Genomic DNA, 22,703 nt, shown 5'->3' on the forward strand with positions numbered 1-22,703 from the left:
CTTTTCGCGCACACCACACGTCACTGCAAACACCGTGTAGGAGCGCACGATGTGCGCGACATGTGTTGAGGCCGAACGTACGGCGTCACGCGCCAGCCCTTCAGGTTCGGCGAACACATGTCGCGCACATCGTGCGCTCCTACATGGGTTAATTGCGGGGCGGCATGGGGGTCAGCTGGAATTCCTTGGGCGGTGTTTCGCCCTTGAGGTAGCGCACGAAGTAATCCCAGCGACGGCGCGTCATGTACGGCGTGGCGTCGCCGTAGCCGTGGTGCGCGTTGGGGATGATGACCAGGTCGAAATCCTTGTTGGCCTTGATCAGCGCGTCGACCACCAGCAGCGATTCGTACGGCGGCACGTTATCGTCCATCGTACCGTGAGCGATCATCAGGTGACCCTTCAGGCCGCTGACCCACTTCTGGTTGGCCTGGTCGTCGTAGTTGCTCTTGCCGTCCTTGTCCTTGACCAGCAGGCCCTGCCACTTCTCGGCCCAGTCGTCCTCGTAGTTACGGTTGTCGTGGTTGCCCGACTCCGAGATACCCACCTTGAACACGTCCGGGTAGCGGAACATGGCCGTGGCGGTGGCGTTGCCGCCGCCGGAGTGGCCCCAGATACCCACGCGATCGCCGTCCAGCCAGCTGTACTTCTGCACCAGCTGCTTCACCGCCAGCACCTGGTCGGGCAGCGTGTTGTCGCCGATGTTCTGGAAATACGCATCGTGGAACGCCTTGGAGCGCCACGGCGTGCCCATGCCGTCCACCGCTACCACCACGAAGCCCAGTTCGGCCAGCGCCTGGTTGTCGCCATGGGCGGGAAGGAAGCTGCGCGTGCGGATCGAGCCCACCTGCGGGCCCGGGTAGATGTAGACGATCAGCGGGTATTTCTTCGACGGATCGAACTTCGACGGCTTGAACATCTGGCCGTAGAGGTCGGTCTTGCCGTCACGCGCCTTCACCGTGAACGCGGTGGGCGGCACCCAGCCGGTGGCCTTCAGGCGCGAGATATCGGCATGGGCGATGTCCTTCACCGTCGCACCGGTGTCCGAACGACGCACCAGCGCCACCGGCGGCGTGTCGATCGTGGAATACGAATCGAAGAAGTAGGTGCCGTCTTTCGACAGGCTGACCGTGTGGTCGGCGTTCTCAGGCGTCAGCAGGGTCAGGCCCTTGCCGTCGAAGCCCACCTTGTAGAACTGCTGGTAGTACGGATCGACGCCCTTCTCGCGGCCCACGCCACGGAACCAGATCGTCTTCGTCTTCGGGTCGATGCGCAGCACCTCGGTGACGTTCCAGTCACCCTGGGTGATCGCCTGCTCCAGCTTGCCCGTCTTCAGGCTGTACATGTACAGGTGGCCCCAGTTGCTCCGCTCGGAGAACCAGATCACCTGGTCGGTCTCGGGCACGTATTGCCAGTTGACCGTGCCGTTGCCGCTTTCGAAATAGGTCTTGGCCTTTTCCTCGAACACCGTGCGCACGTCGCCGGTTTCCGGGTTGGCCACGCGGAACCACTCGTGCGTGTGGTCACGCGAGGTGGACACGAAGGCGATGCTCTTGCCGTCGCCCGCCCAGCGCACGTCGTCCCACACGCCGGGGCTGCACGACACATCGTCGCAAAGCGAAGATCGATGCTGGTCGGCGGGCATCTTGAAGCGCACCACGGTTTTCGTCGGCACGTCGATCACGACGCGCTCGATCATGGTCACGTCCTTGTCGCCCGGCAGCGGGTATTTCCAGGTCTCCACCTTGGGGTGGCCCACGTTGGTGGTGACCAGGGTCATCTCGCCGGTCTTGCGCTGGTCCTGCTGGAACGTGGCGATCTTCTTCGAATCCGGCGACCACACGAGGATCGCCTCGTCGGTGTGCTGCCAGCCGGCGTTGTCCGTGGCGTAGCCGAAATCCTTGATGCCGTCGGTGGTCAGGCGCGTTTCGGCACCCGTGGCCAGGTCGCGCACCCACAGGTTCCAGTCGCGGATGAAGGCCTCCGACTTGCCGTCCGGCGACTTCAGGCCCGGCTCGTCACCGTAGGGCTTGCCGGCCGCGTCCTTCTTCACCGCGGCGATCTCGCACTTGCCGATGGCCTTGTCGCAGACGTAATGCTTGCCGCGCGAGGTCACCTCCAGGCCATCGTCCGGGCGGACGACGAACGTGCTCACCGGCAGCTTGCCCGGCTCCACCTTCGTGCCCGACGCCTTCGACAGCGCGGCGGCCAGCTTGTCGCGATCGAACGCGCGCGAGGCCTGGCCCGTGGCGGCATCGACGGTAAGGAACTGGTCGCCGTCCTTGTCGTGGTCGCGGTACCAGAAATGGCCGTCGTCGACCCAGGTGACCCGCTGGACGGAGTGGTCCACCAGCGTGGACGCGTGGCCCAGGAAGGAATCGGCGCGCTTGTAGTCGTCAAGGGTGACGGCCTGCGCGGACGCCGCGGCGGCGCCGATCAGTCCGAGGAGGACGGCGCCGGAAAGCGCCGCGGTGCGTTTGGTCGACATAGGGGTTCCCCATCACAGCAACGGCGCAGGGCGCGCCGCGAACCGGACGAGGCTATCCCCCATACGCGCCTGCGGCGTATGCCATTGGTCACGGGTTCGGTCGACGCCCCACCCGAAAGCGCCGCCCCTGGCGTTCGACCATGGCCAGCGCCAGCGCATCGGGCACCAGCTTGAACAGGGACTTGATCGCCGTGTTGACACGGCCGTTCACGTAGACGGCCTTGCCCGCATCGGCCGCGTCCAGGCCCTGTCGGGCCACCGTGGCTGCGTCCATCCACAGCCAGCGCGGCATCTTCGAGACCAGCTCGCGCGAGCCGGTCACATCGTGGAACTCCGAATAGGTGAAACCCGGGCACACCGCCGTGGTGTGGACACCGGTGCCCTTGCCCTCCAGCGCCAGCGACTGCGACAACTTGATGAGGTACGCCTTGGACGCCGCATACAGCGTGTGCCCCGCCGAGCCGGGCAGATGGCCCGCCAGCGAGGCGATGTTGACGATCCGGCCATAGCCACGCGCCTGCATGGACGGCAACAGGCGCCAGGCCAGCTCGGTCGGGGCCGTCATCAGCACCTGGATGAAGTCGGCATGCGCGGACCAGGGCTGCTCGTGGAAATACCCGCTCACGCCGTATCCCGCATTGTTGATCAGCACGTCGATGGTCAGGCCTTGCGCATCCAGGGCCGCCACGAGGGCTTCCGGACCGTCCGGCCGGGCAAGGTCCAGCGGCGCAACGATCGCCTCGATGCCGTGCCGGTCGCGCAGCTCGGCGGCAAGCTTTTCCAGGCGGTCGGCACGGCGTGCGGTGAGTACGAGGTCGTGGCCGCGACGGGCCAGTTCGCGAGCGAATGCCTCGCCGATGCCGGCGGATGCGCCGGTGACCAGCGCGCGACGATTCGATGCCATGGATGTTCCTCGATACATTTTTGCGATGGGAAGTATGCACCCGCGTTACATGAACGGGGCCCCCGTGTGTTCATGGATGAGACGCGGCTTTCACGGATTCATGCACCCCGCGACCGCGATGCTTGGGCTCCTTAAAACGACTCGATCCGAGTCATCCGACGGAGCCCGACCATGACCAGCAACGACCACGATATCAAGGTTCTCAACAGCCTCATCGAGACCACCATCGACAGCGCCGAGGGCTACGGCGAAGCCGCGAAGGATGCCGAGAACACCCGTTACGCTTCGACCTTCCAGCAGCGCGCCGGCGAGCGTCGCCAGGCCGCGCAGGAACTGCAGGCACAGGTCCGCTCGCTGGGCGGCAACCCGGAAGACGACGGCACCATTCTCGCCAAGGCGCATCGCATGTTCGTCGAACTGCGCGCGAAGATGAGCTCGAAGGACGACACCGCCATCGTCGACGAAGTCGAGCGCGGCGAAGACCACATCAAGCACAAGTACGAAGACGCGCTGAAGGACACCGACGTCTCGGCCGCCAGCCGCGCCGTGATCGAGAAGGCTTACGTATCGGTCAAGACCGGCCACGACCAGATGCGCGACCTCAAGCACGCGCTGCACGGCACTAACTGATCTTTCCATTGATCGGTAAAAAAACGGGCCCAATGGGCCCGTTTTTTCGTGTCGCCGCAACCTGCCGTCGTAGGAGCCCACGATGTGGGCGATCCTGGTGTGGGGCGACACCGGTATGCCATTCCCGCGTCGGTGATGGCTTTCACCATCGTCGACGCGGTGACGAACCTCGCCCACATCGTGGGCTCCTACACGGCCTTTTTGCCTTATTTGGCGGCGGGGTCTGGCTCTTCGTTCATCAGCGCATTGATCTGGCCCTTGTGCGCTTCGTAGAACGCCACGTTCTTCTGGTTGACCTTGGACTGGTCGACGTACGCGGCCATCTGCGGGTTGCCCTTCGCTTCCGAGGCGATGGCCGCATTGGTGACGGCGAGGTTGGCGAGCAGGAACTCGCGCGGCGTGAAGCCGTACTTCTTGATCAGCGGCGCAATGCGCGGATCGGAATCCGTCACCTGCTTTGCCAGGTCGTCGAGTGAATGGATCTTCGAGAAATCGGTCTTGGCGTCCTTGGGCTTGATGCCCTGCGCCTTGGCTTCCTGCGACACCTTGACGATTCGGTTGAACACGTCGTCGGTGAGGTTGAAGTTCTGGATGGCCTGCTTGTCGGCGGCGGGAATCTGCGACGCCGGATTGGCGGCGGCCGGGGCCGGTGCGGACTGCTGGGCGAACGATGCCACGGGCATGACGGTAGCGGTGGCCAGCAGCGCGGCAAGGATATAACGAGACTTCACGGGCAACTCCTTCAGGGACGGGTCCGTGGTGGACGTGGCGATAGCTTAAGTGGCCGGATGTTATGTGTTCGTGGGCGGCGTTGCGCTTCCTTCAGGAAGCTTCGGGCCGTTCCATCCCATCAGGTTGTAGAAGTCGTAGCGCCACACGCCCACATACTCGTGGATGGCGAAATCGGCAAAGGAAAGGTTTTCCGAGGTGGGCAGCCAGTCGTAGCGGGCCGTGACGTAATCGCCGCGCACGGGCTCAGCCTGTATGCCGAAGTGGGCGAAGTAGATCATGGCCCGGCGCAGGTGCACCGCCGAGGACACCAGCACCACCTTGTCCGCGCCGTAGGACATCAACAGCGGCTTGCTGAACTGCGCATTCTCGAAGGTATTCATGCTGCGCGATTCCAGCAGCAGGTCCGCGCGCGGTATGCCCAATCGGGCCAGGCTGATCGCATAGACATCGGCCTCGGCCGGGCCCAGGTGGGCCGCGTCGCCGCCGCTGACTTCCAGCTTGCAGTCGGCCCCGGTGGCCTTGCATGCCCGGTACAGTTCGGCCGCGCGGAGCACGCGACCGTTGGCGTAGAGGCTGGGCTCGACGGACCCCACGCCGCTACGCACCGTACCGGCACCGAGCAGGATGATGGCGTTGCGCTGCCCCCACTGGGCCACGTCGGGCGCATAGCCCGCCTGCAGGTTGGACAGCAGCAGGCCGGTCAGCGGCCCGCAGCCGGCGAAGAACAGCCAGCCGACGGCCAGCAGCATGAGCAGCCGACCGGCGAGACGGCGGCGCAGGCGCATCGACAGCAGGGCAATGGCCAGGAGGATCAGGAAAAAGGTGAGTGTCATGGGGCCGAGCGTAGCAAAGCCCCATGGCATTTGTTGCGCGTCAGCCGAACAGTTTCGCCGCGATCTCGGCAATATGCTTGCCCTGGAAACGGGCACCGGCCAGTTCGTTCTCGCTGGGCTGACGAGACCCGTCGCTGGCCGCGATCGTGGTGGCGCCGTACGGGCTGCCACCGGTCACCTCGTCCAGCTTCAACTGGCCCTGGAAACTGTAGGGCAGACCCACCGGAATGAGGCCCAGGTGCAACAGGTTGGTGATCAGCGAGAACAGGGTGGTCTCCTGCCCGCCGTGCTGCGAGGCCGTCGAGGCGAACGCGCCGCCCACCTTGCCGTTGAGGGCGCCACGCGACCACAGCGAGCCGGTCTGGTCGAGGAAGGTGGCCATCTGGGCGCTTAGCCGCCCGTAGCGCGTACCCGTGCCCAGGATGATCGCATCGTAGTGCTCCAGCTCGTCCACCCGGGCGATCGGCGCCGCCTGGTCCAGCTTGAAATGCGAACTGCGCGCCACGTCTTCCGGCACCGTCTCCGGCACGCGCTTGATGTCGACGTGGGCTCCCGCCTCACGGGCGCCTTCCGCCACGGCCTGCGCCATGGTTTCGATATGGCCATAGGCCGAGTAATAGAGCACGAGCACCTTCGCCACGGCGAATCTCCTGTATCGAAAGGGGAAGTCGCCACCGTAGGCCCGTCGGTGTTTACACCACGTGGTGGCGGGACGGTAAAGTGGGCCACCTGGCATACCGGACGCCTTTACCTCGTGTCGATCGAAGAAGCGATCACGCCCACCCGAAGCGAGCCGCTGACCGCGGAGCGCGCGTACGAGCTGTACTGGGCCGACCTGCTGGGCGAGGCTCCCGTCTTCTACTGCATCGGCCAGGGATGCACCGCCCAGCTGATCTGCGCCTGCCTCGAAAAACCGGAGCAGAACCTGCGGATTCGCCCGTACTTCCGCTCCCGCCGGATCGACGACCACGCCGACACCTGCGAGGTGGTGCACGCCACCGGCGAGGCCAGGAAGGACAAGCAGCCCGACGTGTTCGAAGCCGAGCGCCCCGCCGATCATTTCCGCGCGGTGCCGGCCGTGAGCGGCCCGGCGGCCATCCCGCCGGGTCCGGGTACACCACCCGACCAAAGCCCGCCGACGCCCGGGGATCCCGCCGCCACCCGGCCGCGCCGCGTCACGGCGGCAGCGACCACCCGACGGCCCAGCCACTACTACCGCCTCTCGTCACTGGTGCAGAAATTCCTCGAGCACCGCCGTGACCGCGACCTCGCCGAGGCCCAGGTGGAGATCGGTGGTGAGACCACCACCTACGAAGCCCTGTTCCGCAACGTCTTCCGGCAGAAAGCGGCCGACCTGACCGGCATCCGGGCGGTATGGTGGGGTGCGGCCTCCCTGCGCGCCACGAAGGAAGGCGGGTATTACCTGAAGTTCTCGCGCCCGTTCCGCCACGGCGATGACGAACTGCGCCCGACCATCACCCTCACCGCGAAAGACATCGACGCCTACCCCGTACGCAAGCTGCTGCGCGCCCGTCTGGACAAGCTGATCGCCGAATCCGGCGGTTATTGCGTAGTGTTCGTGTGGGCGAAGCCGTGGATGCCCAAGGACGCCGAGAAACCGTTCGTTCGCTTCTATGCGAACAACCTCGACCACATCGACGTGCGCGGGCCGGAAATCCTGCAGGAGCTTGCAAGCACGTCGCGGGTAAAGCCCGGCGTGTGAGCCATGGCCGTCAGCAGCCCGCTGACGCCGCGTTGACTGCCGGACGCTAAGATGGCGCCATGGTTCGCAAACGCCGCCTCCGCCTGCCTTTCGTGCGTCACCCGCGCGACGCCACGCACGATTTCGACGATGCCAGCTACGACGGTGGCGCATCCGGTGGCGCCTATCTGCGGCACATCATCGTCGTGGCCGTGCTGCTGGGCGTTATCGGCCTGATCCTGCGGCAGTACCTTTGACCCGCGGCGCCAGGCATCGCCCGTGCACCACTCACCCCAGGTAGATCCGCCCCTCGGACGCCTGTAGCACACCGCGCCGGATATCCTCGCGCGTGGAAAGCACGCACGGCCCCACCGGCTCCTCGATCGGCAACTCCGCCGGCGCATCGGTGAAATTGAGCACGACCACGAGACGTTCATCGCCTTCGACGCGCTCATAAGCCAGCACCGCGTCGCTGGCACCGAGGATGCGCACATTGCCTGCGCTCAGCGCCCGCGAGGCCCGGCGCATCCACAGCAACGATCGATACAACGACCAGATCGACGCAGGATCGGCGGACTCCGTTGCCACGTTACGCGTTGCCACGTCGTCGCCCAGGCGTAGCCACGGAACGCCATCGGTGAAGCCGGCGCCCGGTGCACCGGTCCAGCGCATCGGTGTGCGCTGCGGGTCACGGCCCAGGCCCTTGTCCGGCTCGTTGAGTTCGAACGGATCGCGCACTTCCGCACGCGGGATGGCCACGTCGCGCATGCCGATCTCGTCGCCGTAATACAACGTCGGCGTACCCCGCAGGGTAAGCAGCAGCATCGCCGCGATACGTGCCTGCGCATCGCCCACGCGCGAGGCGATGCGCGGCTTGTCGTGGTTGCCCAGCACCCAGTTCGGCCAGCCACCCGGCGGCAGGGTCGCTTCATAGCGTTCGACCAGCGAAGCGATGTCGCGCGCGTGCCAGGGAGCACCGATCAGCAGGAAGTTGAACGGCAGGTTGGCGCCCTGCAGGCGGTCGCCGTAATAGGCGACGATGCGCTCCAGCGGCAGGTACAGCTCGCCGATCAATACGCGGTCCGGGAATTCATCCACCACCGCCCGCATCGCCGCCACCACATCCATCGTCTCCGGCAGGTCCGCGATATGGGTCGGCAGGAAGCGGTTGGCCTCCGAATCGATGCCGTCGCGGTATGCCGGATTGGGTGGATTGTCGCGAAACTGCGCGTCCTTCATCACGTGGTAGAGCACGTCCACACGGAAGCCGTCCACGCCGCGGCGAAGCCAGAAACGCATCGACTCGAACATGGCTTCGCGAAGCGCGGGGTGCCGCCAGTTGAGGTCGGGCTGCTTGTCCAGGAACAGGTGCAGGTAGTACTGGCCGGTGCCCGCGTCGAACGTCCAGGCGCTGCCGCCGAAGTTGGACAACCAGTTGTTGGGCGGGCCACCGCCGGGGGCGGGATCGTGCCAGATGTACCAGTCGCGGAACACGCTGTCGCGCGAACGGCGGCTTTCGCGGAACCACGGGTGCTCGTCGGAGCTGTGATTGGGCACGAAATCCAGGATGACCTTCAGCCCCAGCGCATGCGCATCGGCGATCACGGCGTCCATTCGCTCGATGTCGCCGAACAGGGGATCGACGCCGCGGTAGTCGCTGACGTCGTAGCCGAAGTCGGCCATCGGCGAGGGATAGATCGGCGAGATCCAGATCGCATCCACGCCAAGGTCGGCCAGGTAGCGCAGCTTGCCGCGCAGCCCTTCGAGATCGCCGATCCCGTCGCCGTTCGCGTCGGCGAAAGAGCGGGGGTACACCTGGTAGATGACGCCGTCGCGCCACCAGCTACGTGCTGTCATCGTCATGCAAGCGAGGGTGACGCGGTGGATGTGTAGGTAATGCCTTCACGCCCGGCCCCGTACGCTCCCGCCACCCCCAGTCTGCCGCGAGCGCCGTCATGATCAACGACCTCTGGTACAAGAACGCCGTGATCTACTGCCTGTCCGTCGGCAGCTTCCAGGACTCCAACGGCGACGGCATCGGCGATTTCCAGGGCCTGTCGCGGCGGCTGGATTACCTGCAGGGCCTGGGCGTCACCGCCGTCTGGCTGATGCCCTTCCAGACCTCACCCCTGCGCGACGGCGGCTACGACATCGCCGACTACTACAACGTGGACCCACGCTACGGCACGCTGGGCGACTTCGTCGAGTTCACCCACGCCGCCCACCAGCGCGGCATGCGCGTGCTGATCGATCTGGTGGTCAACCACACCTCCGACAAGCACCCCTGGTTCCGCGAGGCCTGCCGCGATCCGTCCTCGAAGTACCGCGACTGGTACGTGTGGTCGAAGACGCGCCCGGCCAACGCCGATGAGGGCATGGTATTCCCCGGCGTGCAGAAGAGCACGTGGACGCACAACGCGCGGGCCAAGGCGTGGTACTTCCACCGCTTCTACGATTTCCAGCCCGACCTGGACACCGCCAATCCTTATGTACAGGCCGAGATCCTGAAGATCATGGGTTTCTGGACCCAGCTGGGTGTGTCGGGCTTTCGCATGGACGCCGTGCCCTTCGTCATCGCGACCAAGGGCGCGGACGTGAAGAAGCCGAAGGAACAGTTCGACATGCTGCGCTCCTTCCGCGAACTGCTGCAGTGGCGCAAGGGCGACGCGATCATCCTGGGGGAAGCCAACATTCTGCCCAAGGACGATATGGAGTACTTCGGCGACGACGGCGACCGCCTGCAGATGATGTTCAATTTCCAGGTCAACCAGAACCTGTTCTACGCGCTGGCCGCCGCGGACGTGCGCCCGCTGGTCAAGGCGCTGGAGAAGACCAAGCCGCGCCCCGCCACCGGGCAGTGGGCGTTGTTCCTGCGCAACCACGACGAGCTGGACCTGGGCCGCCTGACCAAGGCACAGCAGGCGAAGGTGTTTGCCGAGTTCGGACCGGACAAGGACATGCAGCTGTACGACCGAGGCATCCGCCGGCGTCTGGCGCCCATGCTTCGTAACGACCGCCGCCGCCTGGAGCTGGCCTATTCGCTGATGCTCACCCTGCCCGGCACGCCGGTGCTCCGCTATGGCGACGAGATCGGCATGGGCGATGACCTGTCACTGCCCGAGCGCGAGTGCGCCCGCACGCCCATGCAGTGGTCGAGCGAACGGCTGGGCGGCTTTACCGACGCGAAGCGCTCCGTCGGCAAGGTGATCGCGGAAGGCCCGTTCGGCTACCCGCATGTCAACGTGGCCGAACAGCGGCGGGACCCGGATTCGCTGCTGAACTGGATGGAGCGGGTCATCCGCATGCGCAAGGAAATCCTGGAAGTGTCCTGGGGCGATTTCGAGGCTATACCGCTGGACGACGATGCGATCCTGATGATCCGCTACACCTGGCGCGGCAACGCCGTCGTGTTCCTGCACAACCTGTCCGACGCACCCTGCGAGGCCGTGTTTTCCCGGGAAGGGCAACTGACCAACGTACTCTCCGACGACCACAGCGAACCCGATGCGCGCGGCATGCATCGCATCCTGCTGGAACCGTACGGCTACCGCTGGTTCCGCGAAGGTGGACTGGGCTACATCCTCAAGCGGAACGAAGTGGATGGGGTGTGAATAATCGATGGTATGACGAAGGAAAGCTCAACAGGCTATTCCTCGATCATGGGCAGACTGACGCGACACAGCGTCTCGCTCAGCCAGACGCTGGCCACGCATGGAATAGGCATGAATCATTCATCGGGAATGAAAAAGCCACTTGTCGAATGATCTATATCGACCTCAACGTCGGAAACGTAGAATCCTTCGGGACGATGCACAAATCGCTCTCGCCCTTTGACCTTCTCGATGGCTTCGACGGCACGCTCTTGGCTGGAGAACACGCCGATAAAAACGATATCCGTGACCTCGTGGTCCAGCTCCTGAAACCATACGAGCTGAAAAACGATCTTGGCATCTGATGTCCGCGTCGAGCGAGCGGAGCTTTCGTCGGCGTTCTCATCATGGACTTCGTCCAGATCGATCGCCCAGATGAAAAAATCATCCGGAAAATCGCAGAAGCCAGGTAGGGGGCGCGCACGTTCGATGGCCGCTTCTGCCTTGGCGTATGTCGAATACCAACCGATGAACCAGCTGCTAAAAATATCGGCGTACAGCTTGCGCGTGTGTTTGACCAGGAACAGCTTCTCCACAGGGCCTCCCTTTACCTTTCTTAGCCAGCTCAGCGCCGCGCAAACACCAGGTGCAACCCGAACAAGGTAAACACCGCCCCGGCGCCGCCGTCGATCCAGCGGCCGGCGCGCACGTAGGCCCGGCGCATCGCCGGCAGGGCGAAGATGCCCGCGACCAGCCCGAACCACAGCACGGTTTCCGCCGTGACCATGGCCCATAGGCCCCAGCGGGTGGCGCCATCGGTGCCCTCGCCCACGAAGGCCGAGAAGATCGAGGCGAAATACACGGCGGCCTTGGGGTTGGCGAGGTTGGTCGCGAGCCCCCTCGCCAGGGCGCGACCCGGGCTGGAACCGCGCACATCGACCACGGGCGCCGCGGCTTCTGCCTCGGCTTTCGGTGGCGCCTGCCACGCGGCGCGCAGCATGCGCAGGCCCATCCAGCACAGGTAGGCGCCCCCGAGGATGGCGATGCCCCGCTCCAGCCACGCCAGGCGATGCAGCAACAATTGCAGGCCAAGCAAGGCCAGCCCGGCCCATACCGCTACGCCCAGGGCGATGCCGACCACGCCGGCCAGGGCCTCGCGGCGCGAGCGGCTGGCGGCCAGCTGGGAGACGAAGAAGAAGTCGGGGCCCGGCGTGACGAGCGCGACGATCTGAACGAGGGCGAGGGTCAGGAACAGGTTCATGGGGCCAAGATTACCCGTCTTCACCCGAATTTCGCAGTGCGCCTTGCCCCACGAGACCACCTCCCGTAACCTCGCGTTTTTAAAAGCGGTCACGGGGCTACCCCCGGCCTTCATAGGGGTAAGTCGCAATGCTGGGTCTGCTTGGCCACGTTTTGTTTGGCCTGTTCGGGTTGGCGGTGCTGATCGGCATCGCGTTCTGCTTCTCCAACAACAAGCGCGTGGTCGACTGGAAACTGGTCGCCACGGGCGTTGCCCTGCAGATCGCCTTCGCGGCCGTCGTGCTCAAGGTGCCGCTGGGCCGCGACGTGTTCGATGCCATCGCCACCGGCTTCGTCCGCCTGCTGGACTATGTGGACGTGGGCTCGCGCTTCATCTTCGGCAGCCTGCTGGACAGCTCGAAGTTCGGCGTGATCTTCGCGGTCAAGGTGCTGCCCACCATCGTCTTCTTCGCCGCCCTCACCGGCGTGCTGTACCACCTCGGCGTCATGCAGCAGATCGTCAAGGCCATGGCCTGGGTGATCACCAAGGTGATGCGCGTGTCCGGCGCGGAGACCACCAGCGTGTGCGCCAGCGTGTTCATCGGCCAGACCGAAGCACCGCTGACCATCAAGCCCTATATCGAGCGGATGACCCAGGCCGAGCTGATGACCGTGATGATCGGCGGCATGGCGCATATCGCCGGCTCGGTCATGGCGGCCTATGTCGCCATGCTCGGCGGCGACGACCCGGCGCAGCGCATGTTCTATGCGAAGCACCTGCTCACCGCCAGCGTCATGGCCGCGCCCGCCACCATGGTGCTGGCCAAGATCCTGGTGCCCGAGACGCAGGAGCCGCTCACCCGCGGCACCGTCAAGATCGACGTGGAGCGGACCACCGCCAACGTCATCGACGCGGCAGCCACCGGTGCCGGCGACGGCCTGAAGCTGGCCATGAACGTCGGCGCCATGCTGCTGGCCTTCATCGCACTGATCGCCCTGGTCAACGGCCCCGTGCAGTGGCTGGGCACCGTCGGCGGCGACCACAGCATCAACGCCTGGCTGCTGGCCACCACCGGCCACGAGGTCAAGCTCAGCCTGGAAACCATCTTCGGCTGGGTGCTCTCGCCCATCGCCTGGCTGATCGGCGTGCCCTGGCAGGATGCCACCCTGGTCGGCAGCTTCATCGGCCAGAAGGTGGTCATCAACGAATTCGTGGCCTACGCCTCACTGGCCAAGCACCTGCCCGAACTGCTGCCGGAAAGCCGCCTGATCGCCACGTATGCGCTGTGCGGTTTCGCCAACTTCTCGTCCATCGCCATCCAGATCGGCGGCATCGGCGGCCTGGCGCCCAACCGTCGCGGCGACCTCGCCCGCCTCGGCATGCGCGCGGTGCTGGGTGGCTCCATCGCCACGTTCATGACGGCGACCATCGCCGGCGTGCTCGAGCGATTCTGAGGCGTGTCCGGCGTACGCCTGCTCGTTGTCGGTGGCTATAGCGAGGAAGAACGCTGGCAGACGCCGGCCCTTCCCCGCAACGGCGAACCGGCCTACGCCGATCGCTTCGAACGCCGCCCCGGCGGCAAGGCATTCCACCAGGCCGTCGCCGCCGCGCAGGCGGGTGTCGCCACCGGCCTGATCGCCGCCATCGGCGACGACGTGATCGATCCCTCGGGCGTCCCGCCCCTGGTCGATGCCCGCTGGCAATCCACCACCGGCGTGCGCACCGGCCGTACCGCGCTCATCGTCGACGCCAAGGGCCAGACCCTTTCGGCGTTGTCCTCGGGCGCCAACGACCAGCTGTCGATCGCCTTCGTCTCCGCGCAGGCGGACCTGTTCGCCAGCGCGAAGATCCTGCTGGCCTCGACGGAAGCCAACATCGACACCATCGCCGCCACGCTCGACCTGGCCGGCACCCACCGCCTCATCCGCATCCTCGATCCCGGCCCGCTACCGCCCGGTCTTTCCGTGCGCGAGTTCGCCAGCACCGACGTCCTGCTGCTCAGCCTGCACGAGTTCGCCCGCTGCTGCGGCCGCTTCCTCAACATCGACATCACCGCCAGCGCCGTCACCGGCATGGACGACACCACGATCAACGCCCTCGCCCGCCGCCTGTGCGCCGGCACGGTGGTCGTGTCGCTGGACAAGAGCTGCCTGGTCTCCCACGGCAGCGACCGCTACGGCGACCAGGCCGACCTCTACCGCGTGCCCACCTGCGGCACCGGCGATGCGTTCAAGGGCACGCTGGCCGCGCGGCTGGTCGATGCGCCGTGCTTCCGTGATGCGCTGATGGCGGCGTGTTCGGCTTAGAGCAAGCGCGTCACGTCGCGGCAGGTGGGTAGGAGCGCACGCACGTGCGCGACATGTGTTGAGGCCGAACGTCCGGCGTTACGCGCCAGCCCGATGGTTTTTGGCGAAAAGATTTCGCGCACGTGCGTGCGCTTGTGTCTTTTCGATGGGGTAGATTCGAAGTCGAGAGCGGAGTGTGGCAGGCCGATTGTGCGCGGTGCCTTGAGCACGTGTAGGAGCCCGGGCCGCCACACTCCCTTCTTTCCACCAAGCCCGAACAGTTGCCCGAGTTAACGGCTCGAACATCACAAGCGTGGGCCCGTGGAAAGTGCTCTCTATCCCGCCCTAGCTGGAACGAGACGATGACTTTTTACCTCGGTATCGACGTCAGCAGCAAGACGCTTGACGTGGCTTTCTTCCGTGCCGGTGAACAAACCGGCGCCTGTGAGCAGTTCGACAACAGCCCAGCCGGTGCGAAGAAACTGCTTCGCGTCATGGCCAGGCTGGACGTGCAACACGTGGTCCTGGAGGCCACCGGTGGCTACGAGAACCTGATTCTGGATGCCATCGCCCAGATCTATACGGTGACCCGGATTGCCTCGCATCGTGGCACCGCTTTCGTGCGTAGCCTGGGCAAGTTTGCCAAGACCGACAAGGCCGACGCCAGGGCCTTGGCCCACATGGCCCAGACCATCACGCCGCAGCCCTATAAGCCGCCAACGCCGGCGCAACGCCATCTGCGCGGCCTGGTGAAGGGCCGGGATCAGTTGATCCGGCAGCGCGACGACAACCGCCGCCGGATCAAACGGTGCGAGTCGATGGTCGTCCAAGGGGCGCTAGAGCGGGTAGGCGCCCTGCTGACCGCGGAGATCAAGGCACTCGAAGGGCTCATGGCGGAAGCCGCCAAAGCCGCCGATGCGCCGCTTGCTGAGCAACTGCTCCAGGTGCCTGGCCTGGGCAAGATCGCCGTCGCCACGCTGCTGGCCTTCCTACCGGAGCTGGGCCAACGCGGCAATCGGCAGATCAGCGCGCTGGTCGGCGTCGCGCCGTACACCAAGCAGAGCGGGCGGCGGGACGGCCCCCGCCAGATCATGGCCGGCCGGCCCTTCGTGCGGCGCATCCTTTACATGGCCGCACTCGCCGCCATCCGCAGCACCCAGTCACCTCTGAGAGCCCACTATCAGGCCCTTAAAGCGCGAGGCAAGCCTCCGAAGGTGGCCATCGTGGCCTGCATGCGCAAACTGCTCATCACCCTCAACGCCATGGCCCGCGATCAGACTCAATGGCACGGCACGGTAGAGGCCTGAAAAAGACAGTTGCTCCTACATTACCTTTGCGAACTTCGACGCGCACAAAAAAACCCGCCGGCCGCAAGGCCAGCGGGTTTTCAATTCACGGCAACGATCAGCCGTTCTTCTTCAGCCACGCATCCACGGCCGGCAGGCGCTGCTCGCGCACCATCGCGCGATAGCGGATGCCGGCGATGGCGGTTTCCGCATCGCGACGCGACGTGGCGGCGATGTACTTCTCGGCGAAGGTGTTGACCTTGTCGATCGTGGCCACCTCGCTCGAACGACCGGCCAGCATCGGGTAGTAGCGCGACGCCGACGTGGAATCGACCAGCTTGTCCACCTGGTCCTTGTGGGCCACGGCGAAGTCGAACGCCATCTCCGGGTGGTGACGGGCCACGGTGGAGATCAGCTGCGCGCTGTTGGTCGCGCCGGCTTCGCCGGTGAGCGCCAGGTCCAGCGCACGCTGGGCCAGGGCCTTGTCCTCGCTGGCGGCCAGCATGCCGTACAGGCGATCCTTCACCAGCGGGGTCTTCTCCGCCTTCGCCGCCGCATGCATCTTGTCCCACGTCGCGCTGTCCGCGTGCTCGGCCACCACGCCCAGGATCACCGTGCGCAGCTCCGGCGACATCTGGTTGCTCTCGTAGCGACGACGCGCTTCGGCGATGACCTTCGCGTCGCCCAGGTGACCCAGCGTGCCGATCAGCGAGGAACGCAGGATCGCCACCGGCGCTTCCTCGCCCGGCTTCGCATCCCAGCCGATCTGGGCGAACTTGGGCGACAGGCGCGACAGCGCGTACTTGCGCAGCACGGCCTGGCGCTTCGCGTCACCGTCGTAGTAGCTGTCCAGCGAATAGAAGTCGCCGTTGATCTGGTCCCACAGGGCCGGCGACGCATCCAGCGGCGTCACCTTGATGAAGTCCAGCACGTCGGACGCCGGTTCCAGGCCACCCATGCCCAGCGCCCATACGTCGGCGGCGACGCCGAGCTGGTCGATCGGGTCGAGCTTCGCGTAGGCACCGGTCAGCGCCTTGATCTGCGCCGGCTGGTACAGCGTGCGGAAATAACCGGTCTGGCCGGCGTTGAGCAGCACCGGCGCGCAACCCGGCACGGTCATCGTGGCCGAGCCGTTCTCGATCAGCGCGGTGGCGGTGGCGCCGCCGACCGTCTTCGCAATCACCGGCACGTGCCAGGCCAGGGCCTTCTTGTCCGGGCGATCGCGGGTGAACTCGCCCTGCGACAGCTTCAGCGTGGTGGACCCGCCGGCGCACGAGGCGGACTCCACGCGCACCAGCGGGATACCCGGCTGCAGCGTGAAATCGTGGGCGATGGTGCTCACCGGCTTGCCGGCGGCCGCGTCGATCTCCTTCCAGAGATCGTCGGACACCGTGTTGCCGTACGCGTGCGCCTTGATATAGGCCTGCACGCCCTTCTGCCAGGCATCGGGACCGACATAGGCCTCGAGCATGCGGATGATCGACTCGCCCTTGGCGTAGGTAATGGCATCGAACGCCTGGCTGGCCTGCTCCACGGTGGCCACGTGCTGCACCACCGGGTGGGTGGTGGCCACGGCATCACGACCCATCGCGCCCTCGCGGATGCTCACGGCCTCCAGGTTGGTGTGCCATTCCGGGTGCAGACGCTCGGTGGTGCGCGAGGCCAGCCACGAGGCGAAGCCCTCGTTGAGCCAGAGGTCGTCCCACCAGCGCATGGTGACCAGGTCGCCGAACCACTGGTGCGCCATTTCATGCGCGGCGGTGTTGAACACCTCCTGCTTGTCCGACTGCGTGGAGATGGACGGATCGAGCAGCAGCGCGTATTCGAAGGTGTAGATGGCGCCCCAGTTTTCCATCGCCGAGAAGAACTGGCTCTGGCCCGGCGAGGCGATGTTGTCCAGCTTGGGCAGCGGGTAAGGCACGCCGAAGTACGCGTTGTATTCCTGCAGCACGGCCTTGCCGGATTCCAGCGTGAACTGCGCCTGCGAGGTCAGGCCCTTCTGCGTGATGACGCCGATTTCCACGCCGTCGCTCTGCGTGGTGGCGCGATCGAATTCGCCCAGGCCGAAGAACAGCAGGTAGGTGGACATCTTCGGCGTCTGCGCGAAGGTCACCGTCTTGGTGCCGTTGCCCAGGTCCTTGCTATTCGCCGCGGGCATGTTGTTCACGGCCATGTCGGCCGAGGGCACGGTGGCGGACAGCGTGAAGGTGGCCTTGTACGCCGGTTCGTCCCACGAGGGGATGAAGCGGCGGGCGTCGGAATTCTCGAACTGCGTGTACAGCGCGCGCTTCTTGCCGTCGGCCTTGGTGTCGTAGTCGATCGCGAACAGGCCGTTGGCCTGCGTGCCGATCTTGCCGGTGTAATCCATCGACAGCGTGTAGCTGCCGGCCGGTACGGCATGGTCGAAGGTGAAGGTGGCGGTCTGCGTGCCCGCGTCCACGGCGACCTTCGGCGCGGCGAAGCTCGCCTTGCCCTTGGCCGGCCGCAGCGTCACGTGGGCGAAGGTCATGTCCACGGCATTGAGCGTGATGGACGCGGTGGGCTCCAGCACGTCGATGGCGATGGCCACCTTGCCGTCGAAGGTCAGCTTATCGGCATGCGGCACCACCGCGACGTCGTAGTGCGTCGGGCGCACGCTGCGCGGCAACTGGGTGGTGGCGAGCTGGCTGGCATCGGTGACCGGGGCGGCCACGGCCACGGCGGAAAGACCGGCGAGCGCGAACGCGATCGCGCTGACGAGAGGAGTACGCATGAATGGAAGGCCCTTGGTTCGTCGCGCCGCCGGGAACGTCCGGCGGGTCGATCCGCCGATGGTGGCCTCCGGCGCGGGCGGTGAGAAGCGCCGGAAGTCATGGCCGCAGGAATTTACGGCGACCAGAAGCGCCACCACGCGCGGCGTTCCAGCCGGCGCAGGGCTTTCAGATGACCGCGGGCGGCGGCCTTGCGGTACCACGCCCGCGCGATGGCCAGGCTGGGCGGCACGCCGTCGCCGTTCTCGTGGAGCAAGCCCAGCTCGAACTGGGCGTCGGCATGCCCGGCGCCGGCCGCCAGGCGATACCAGCGCAGCATCTCGTCCACCTCGCGCGGCACGCCGCGGCCGCCGTCGATCATCCGTGCCAGCGCGTATTGCGCGCCCGTGTGGCCGCGCTCGGCGGCCAGCCCCAGCCAGCGCACCGCTTCCGGCTCGTTGCACGCCACGCCGTCACCGGCAGCCAGCCGCTGGCCGAGCGCGAACTGCGCGGCGGCATCCTGCTGGGCACCCGACACGACCGGACGGGGCGCACCGGCGTCCTGCGCGGCGATGCGTTGCCGATCGGCCGCGTCCATCTCGTCGAGCAGGCGCCGCGCCTCGCTGTCGCCCTGGTCCGCCGCGCGACCCAGCCAGTGCCGCGCCTGCTCGCGATCGGTATCCAGGTGGCTGGTTTCCAGATAGATCCGGCCCAGCGCGAATTGCGCGCTGCCGTTGCCCAGCTCCGCCGCGCGCCGGTAATGGCGTGCGCCCATGACGGGGTCGGGCGCCACGCCGATGCCGTCGCAAAGCATGTGGGCGACGCTGCACAGGGCATCCGCGTAACCGCGCGCGTCACTCTGGCCGCGGTCGACCGCCTTGCTGTAGTAGGCAAAGGCCAGCTCCGCATCCCTGGGCACGCCGCGACCGAAGTAATGCGACACCCCGAGGTTCACGCAGGCCTGCACGTGGCCCTGGTCGGCGGCCAGGCCCCACCAGCGCAGCGATGCGCCGCGATCCATGGCCACGCCCTGCCCGCGCGCATGCAGCGAGCCCATGGCGCACTGCGCCTCGGCCGAGCCGGCTTCCGCGGCACGCCGGTACCAGCCCGCGGCCTCGACCGGATCATGCGGGACGCCCAGGCCGTCGGCGTAGTGCGCGGCCAGGCGACACTGCGCGTCCAGGTGGCCCTGGTCGGCCGCGCGGCGAAACCACTGTGCCGCACGGCGTGCGTCGGGCGTGACATGCGCCGTACCGTCCACGTAGGCCTGGGCGACGCGGAACTGCGCCGCCGGGTCGCCCAGTTGCGCTTCTTTCTCCATCCGGCCGAACCGCTGCAGCGCATCCATCTCGGCGGCGTAGCGACGGTCGCCCAGCAGCGATCCCCCTCGTGCTTCCGACATTCCGTTCCCCTGAAAAACGCCTGTCGATCGTGGGCGCATCATAGGCGATGCCGCCGCCCGCCGACACCGGTTTATGGCAGGAAACGCACGGATGGCCAGCCCCGTCGGGGGCTCAGTCCAGCATCTGCCGAACCCGCTCCAGCAGCCCGTCGATCTCGAACGGCTTGGTGATCATGTCCATGCCCGGGCCGAGGAAACCCGTGCGCTGCACGGCGCTTTCCGCATAGCCGGTCATGAACAGCACCGGCAGCGTGGGCCGCCAGGCGCGGGCCACATCGGCCAGCTCGCGGCCGTCCATGCCCGGCATGCCGATATCGGTCAGCAGCAGGTCGATGTCGTCGTCGCCACGCAGCGAGCGCAACGCCTCGTCGGTGTCCTCGGTGACGATGCAGTGGTAACCCGCTTCGGTGAGCACCTCCGCCGTCATCATGCGCAGCGTCTCGGTGTCCTCGACGATCAGCACGCGCTCGCCGTTGCCGCCGGCGATGGGCCCGCGCCGCGGTGCCGACACGATGGCCTCGCCCTCGCCCACGGGCAGCAGCAGCGACACGTCGGTGCCCTCGTCCACCACGCTGGCGATGCGTGCATGACCGCCGGACTGGCGCGCGAAACCGTAGATCATCGACAGGCCCAGCCCCGTGCCCTGGCCCACCGGCTTGGTGGTGAAGAAGGGCTCGAACACCTTCTCCAGGATCGCCGGCTCGATGCCCGAGCCGTTGTCGGACACGGTCAGCATCACGTACTCGCCGCTGGCCAGCTGGGGGTCGCCGTCGACGCGGGCCAGGCGCGTGGTCACGCGGATGGCGCCGCCACCCGGCATCGCGTCGCGCGCGTTGATGACCAGGTTGATCACCGCGTTCTCGAGCTGGTTGGCATCCACGCTGGCGATCACCGGCGAGGTGGACAGGAACAGGTCGAGACTGATGTGCTCGCCGATGGTCCGGCGCAGCATGTCTTCCAGCGAACGCACGCGCTCGTTGACGTCGGTGGCGCGCGTGTTCAGCGGCTGCTGGCGGGCGAAGGCCAGCAGGCGATGGGTGAGCGCGGCGGCGCGGCGCGCGGAACCCAGCGCGGCGTCGGCAAAGCGCTGCACGCTTTCCGGCTTGCCCGCTTCCACCTGGCGGTTGATCAGGTCGATGCCGGTGATGATGCTGGTGAGCAGGTTGTTGAAGTCGTGCGCGATGCCGCCGGTGAGCTTGCCCAGCGCGTCCATCTTCTGCGCCTGCAACAGCTGCGACTCCGTGCGCTCGCGCTCGGCGATCTCCAGCGCCAGCTGCATGGTGGCGGTGTCGATCTGTTCCAGCTGCGCGCGTTCGCGGCGGCGCTGCTCGGTCACGTCATCGACGAAAACCAGGCCGGTACCGTCGCGATGGGGCGTCAGCCGCCACTCGGTCTCGCGGGTGCCCGTGCGCGAGGCCATGCACAGCACGCCGCGCCAGCGATGCCGCTCCGCCACGTGCACGCGCATCTGCGCCAGCAGCTCGTCCTGGCCCTCTTCGAAACAGCCGTCCAGCCGCTCCGTGCCGCCGGTCGGCTGGACCAGCCGGCGGAAGGCCTCGTTGGCCTCCACCACGTTCAGGCCCGCATCGACGACGGCAATGGGCGCCGCGATGCTGGTGAATATCTCGCGGAAGCGGGCTTCCGATTCGCGCAGCGCCAGCTCGGTGTCGCGCACGCGCACCAGCGTGCGGATGGTCGCCACCAGCACGTCCGGATCCACCGGGTGCACGAGGTAGGCGTCCGCGCCGTTTTCCAGGCCGGTGATCATGTCGCCGGTTTCGATCGACGCCGCCGAGACGTGCACCACCGGCAGCAGCAGCGTCTCCGGTGCATCGCGCAGCTGGCGCACGATGTCGAACCCGCTCATGTCCGGCAGGTTCACGTCCAGCACCAGGCAGGCGATGTCGTTGGCCGCGATCATCTGCAGGCCTTCGGTGCCGGTGCCCGCCTCGATCACCGTGTAGCCGTGCCGCTCGATCGTGCGCCGCATCGCGTAGCGCGTGGCGGCGTTGTCGTCGACGATCAGGATGCGGTTATTCCGCGGCATCGACAGCCTCCGCGGGCAACGTCAGCGGCAGGGTGACATGGAACACGGAACCCACCCCCGGCGTGCTTTCCAGGCCCACTTCACCACCCAGCAGGTGGGCGAACTGGCGGCACAACGACAGACCCAGGCCGCTGCCGCGCACGCGCTTCTGCAGCGGCGAATCGATCTGGGTGAAGTCCTCGAACAGGATGTGCTGCAGGTCGGCCGGGATACCGATGCCGGTGTCGCTCACGGCGAAGCGCACGAAGCCGTCGCCCTCCAGCTGCGCGGTCACGCGCACCTCGCCCCGCGGCGTGAACTTCAACGCGTTGGAGATGAAGTTGCGTAGGATCTGCGCCAGCTTCTTGTCGTCGGTGTACAGCCTGGGCATGCCCTGCGGGGCTTCGAAGATCAGGTCGGCGTCGGTGTTGTCGACGATCGGGCGGAACATGCCGCGCAGCGCCGAGAACAGGTCCATCAACTCGAACCATGCCGCCGAGATGCTGATCCGGCCGGCCTCGATCTTGGCCAGGTCCAGCAGGTCGTCCACCATGTCGCTCAACTCGCGCGCGGCACCGCTGACGAAAGCCAGCTGCTTGTGCTGCTCCACGGTCAGCGGGCCGTCGAGTTCGTCGTCCAGCAAGCGGGTCATGCTGAGGATGGAGCCCAGCGGCGTGCGGAACTCGTGGCTCATGTACGACAGGAACCGGCTCTTCAGCTCCGACGCCTCGCGCAGCTGCTCGGCCTGGTTGTCCAGTTCCGCATACAGCGCCAGCACGCCCTGGTTGGTTTCTTCCAGTTCGCTGCGCATGGCCTCGTTCTCGGCGCGCAGGCGGTGGATCTCGTCGGGCTCGGTCAT

Annotated in this window: 19 protein-coding genes; 7 read left to right on the top strand and 12 right to left on the bottom strand. The window is 66.4% G+C overall.

Annotated elements, in window-relative coordinates:
* Positions 1-148: 148 nt before the first annotated feature.
* The gene (locus tag AB8808_RS17835; protein ID WP_369930886.1) at positions 149-2,485 is read right to left on the bottom strand and encodes a S9 family peptidase; all 2,337 of its coding nucleotides are present in this window, start codon (positions 2,483-2,485) and stop codon (positions 149-151) included.
* Between the two features lie 88 nt (positions 2,486-2,573).
* A complete protein-coding gene (locus AB8808_RS17840) occupies positions 2,574-3,389 on the bottom strand; it encodes an SDR family NAD(P)-dependent oxidoreductase (RefSeq protein WP_369930888.1) in 816 nt (271 codons plus the stop codon).
* A 171-nt stretch (positions 3,390-3,560) separates the two neighbouring features.
* Here AB8808_RS17840 and AB8808_RS17845 point away from each other — a divergent pair, with 171 nt between their 5' ends.
* Positions 3,561-4,019, top strand: coding sequence for a PA2169 family four-helix-bundle protein (locus AB8808_RS17845; protein ID WP_369930889.1), 459 nt, complete (start codon positions 3,561-3,563; stop codon positions 4,017-4,019).
* A gap of 206 nt (positions 4,020-4,225) precedes the next feature.
* Here the strand turns inward: AB8808_RS17845 and AB8808_RS17850 are convergent, their stop codons facing one another.
* Genes AB8808_RS17850 through wrbA form a run of 3 tightly spaced genes read right to left on the bottom strand, consistent with a single transcriptional unit; the run spans position 4,226 to position 6,224 of the window.
* Positions 4,226-4,750: a hypothetical protein gene (locus AB8808_RS17850; RefSeq protein WP_369930890.1), complete on the bottom strand. Its 525-nt coding sequence runs from the start codon at positions 4,748-4,750 to the stop codon at positions 4,226-4,228.
* A gap of 60 nt (positions 4,751-4,810) precedes the next feature.
* A complete protein-coding gene (locus AB8808_RS17855; RefSeq protein WP_369930891.1) occupies positions 4,811-5,584 on the bottom strand; it encodes a YdcF family protein in 774 nt (257 codons plus the stop codon).
* A 40-nt stretch (positions 5,585-5,624) separates the two neighbouring features.
* Positions 5,625-6,224: an NAD(P)H:quinone oxidoreductase gene (gene wrbA / locus AB8808_RS17860; RefSeq protein WP_369930892.1), complete on the bottom strand. Its 600-nt coding sequence runs from the start codon at positions 6,222-6,224 to the stop codon at positions 5,625-5,627.
* A 114-nt stretch (positions 6,225-6,338) separates the two neighbouring features.
* Between wrbA and AB8808_RS17865 the strand changes: the two genes are divergently transcribed.
* A complete protein-coding gene (locus AB8808_RS17865) occupies positions 6,339-7,307 on the top strand; it encodes a hypothetical protein (protein WP_369930893.1) in 969 nt (322 codons plus the stop codon).
* A 59-nt stretch (positions 7,308-7,366) separates the two neighbouring features.
* On the top strand, positions 7,367-7,543 hold the full coding sequence (locus tag AB8808_RS17870) for a hypothetical protein (protein ID WP_369930894.1): 177 nt from the start codon (positions 7,367-7,369) through the stop codon (positions 7,541-7,543).
* 31 nt (positions 7,544-7,574) lie between these two features.
* Here the strand turns inward: AB8808_RS17870 and AB8808_RS17875 are convergent, their stop codons facing one another.
* The gene (locus AB8808_RS17875) at positions 7,575-9,143 is read right to left on the bottom strand and encodes an alpha-amylase family glycosyl hydrolase (protein WP_369930895.1); all 1,569 of its coding nucleotides are present in this window, start codon (positions 9,141-9,143) and stop codon (positions 7,575-7,577) included.
* Positions 9,144-9,241: 98 nt separating this feature from the next.
* On the opposite strand from AB8808_RS17875, the gene AB8808_RS17880 reads away from it, so the two are divergent.
* Positions 9,242-10,897 (top strand): alpha-amylase family protein, encoded by a 1,656-nt coding sequence (locus AB8808_RS17880; RefSeq protein ID WP_369930897.1) that lies wholly within the window; start codon positions 9,242-9,244, stop codon positions 10,895-10,897.
* A 116-nt stretch (positions 10,898-11,013) separates the two neighbouring features.
* Here AB8808_RS17880 and AB8808_RS17885 read toward each other — a convergent pair whose 3' ends face one another.
* Together AB8808_RS17885 and AB8808_RS17890 are read right to left on the bottom strand one after the other, a co-directional pair.
* A complete protein-coding gene (locus AB8808_RS17885; protein ID WP_369930898.1) occupies positions 11,014-11,472 on the bottom strand; it encodes a DUF7336 domain-containing protein in 459 nt (152 codons plus the stop codon).
* A 29-nt stretch (positions 11,473-11,501) separates the two neighbouring features.
* Positions 11,502-12,137: a LysE family transporter gene (locus tag AB8808_RS17890; protein WP_369930899.1), complete on the bottom strand. Its 636-nt coding sequence runs from the start codon at positions 12,135-12,137 to the stop codon at positions 11,502-11,504.
* 128 nt (positions 12,138-12,265) lie between these two features.
* On the opposite strand from AB8808_RS17890, the gene AB8808_RS17895 reads away from it, so the two are divergent.
* From AB8808_RS17895 to AB8808_RS17905, 3 genes are all read left to right on the top strand, one after another.
* Entirely contained in the window at positions 12,266-13,570 is a 1,305-nt protein-coding gene (locus tag AB8808_RS17895) for a NupC/NupG family nucleoside CNT transporter (RefSeq protein WP_369930900.1), read from the top strand.
* Between the two features lie 3 nt (positions 13,571-13,573).
* Positions 13,574-14,422 carry a PfkB family carbohydrate kinase gene (locus tag AB8808_RS17900; RefSeq protein ID WP_285406627.1) on the top strand — a complete coding sequence of 283 codons (849 nt, stop codon included), beginning with the start codon at positions 13,574-13,576 and terminating at the stop codon, positions 14,420-14,422.
* A 341-nt stretch (positions 14,423-14,763) separates the two neighbouring features.
* A complete protein-coding gene (locus AB8808_RS17905) occupies positions 14,764-15,708 on the top strand; it encodes an IS110 family RNA-guided transposase (protein WP_369925716.1) in 945 nt (314 codons plus the stop codon).
* Positions 15,709-15,805: 97 nt separating this feature from the next.
* Here the strand turns inward: AB8808_RS17905 and AB8808_RS17910 are convergent, their stop codons facing one another.
* The 4 genes from AB8808_RS17910 to AB8808_RS17925 all read right to left on the bottom strand — a co-directional run bounded on the left by AB8808_RS17910 (position 15,806) and on the right by AB8808_RS17925 (position 22,703).
* Positions 15,806-18,439 carry a M1 family metallopeptidase gene (locus AB8808_RS17910; RefSeq protein WP_369930901.1) on the bottom strand — a complete coding sequence of 878 codons (2,634 nt, stop codon included), beginning with the start codon at positions 18,437-18,439 and terminating at the stop codon, positions 15,806-15,808.
* A gap of 113 nt (positions 18,440-18,552) precedes the next feature.
* Positions 18,553-19,818 carry a tetratricopeptide repeat protein gene (locus tag AB8808_RS17915; protein ID WP_369930902.1) on the bottom strand — a complete coding sequence of 422 codons (1,266 nt, stop codon included), beginning with the start codon at positions 19,816-19,818 and terminating at the stop codon, positions 18,553-18,555.
* Positions 19,819-19,930: 112 nt separating this feature from the next.
* Positions 19,931-21,865 (bottom strand): PAS domain-containing hybrid sensor histidine kinase/response regulator, encoded by a 1,935-nt coding sequence (locus AB8808_RS17920; RefSeq protein ID WP_369930903.1) that lies wholly within the window; start codon positions 21,863-21,865, stop codon positions 19,931-19,933.
* Positions 21,852-22,703: a sensor histidine kinase gene (locus AB8808_RS17925; RefSeq protein WP_369930904.1), complete on the bottom strand. Its 852-nt coding sequence runs from the start codon at positions 22,701-22,703 to the stop codon at positions 21,852-21,854. The genes AB8808_RS17920 and AB8808_RS17925 overlap by 14 nt, the downstream gene beginning before the upstream one ends.

The sequence above is a fragment of the Xanthomonas sp. NCPPB 2632 genome, assembly GCF_041228075.2.
GTDB lineage: Bacteria > Pseudomonadota > Gammaproteobacteria > Xanthomonadales > Rhodanobacteraceae > Luteibacter.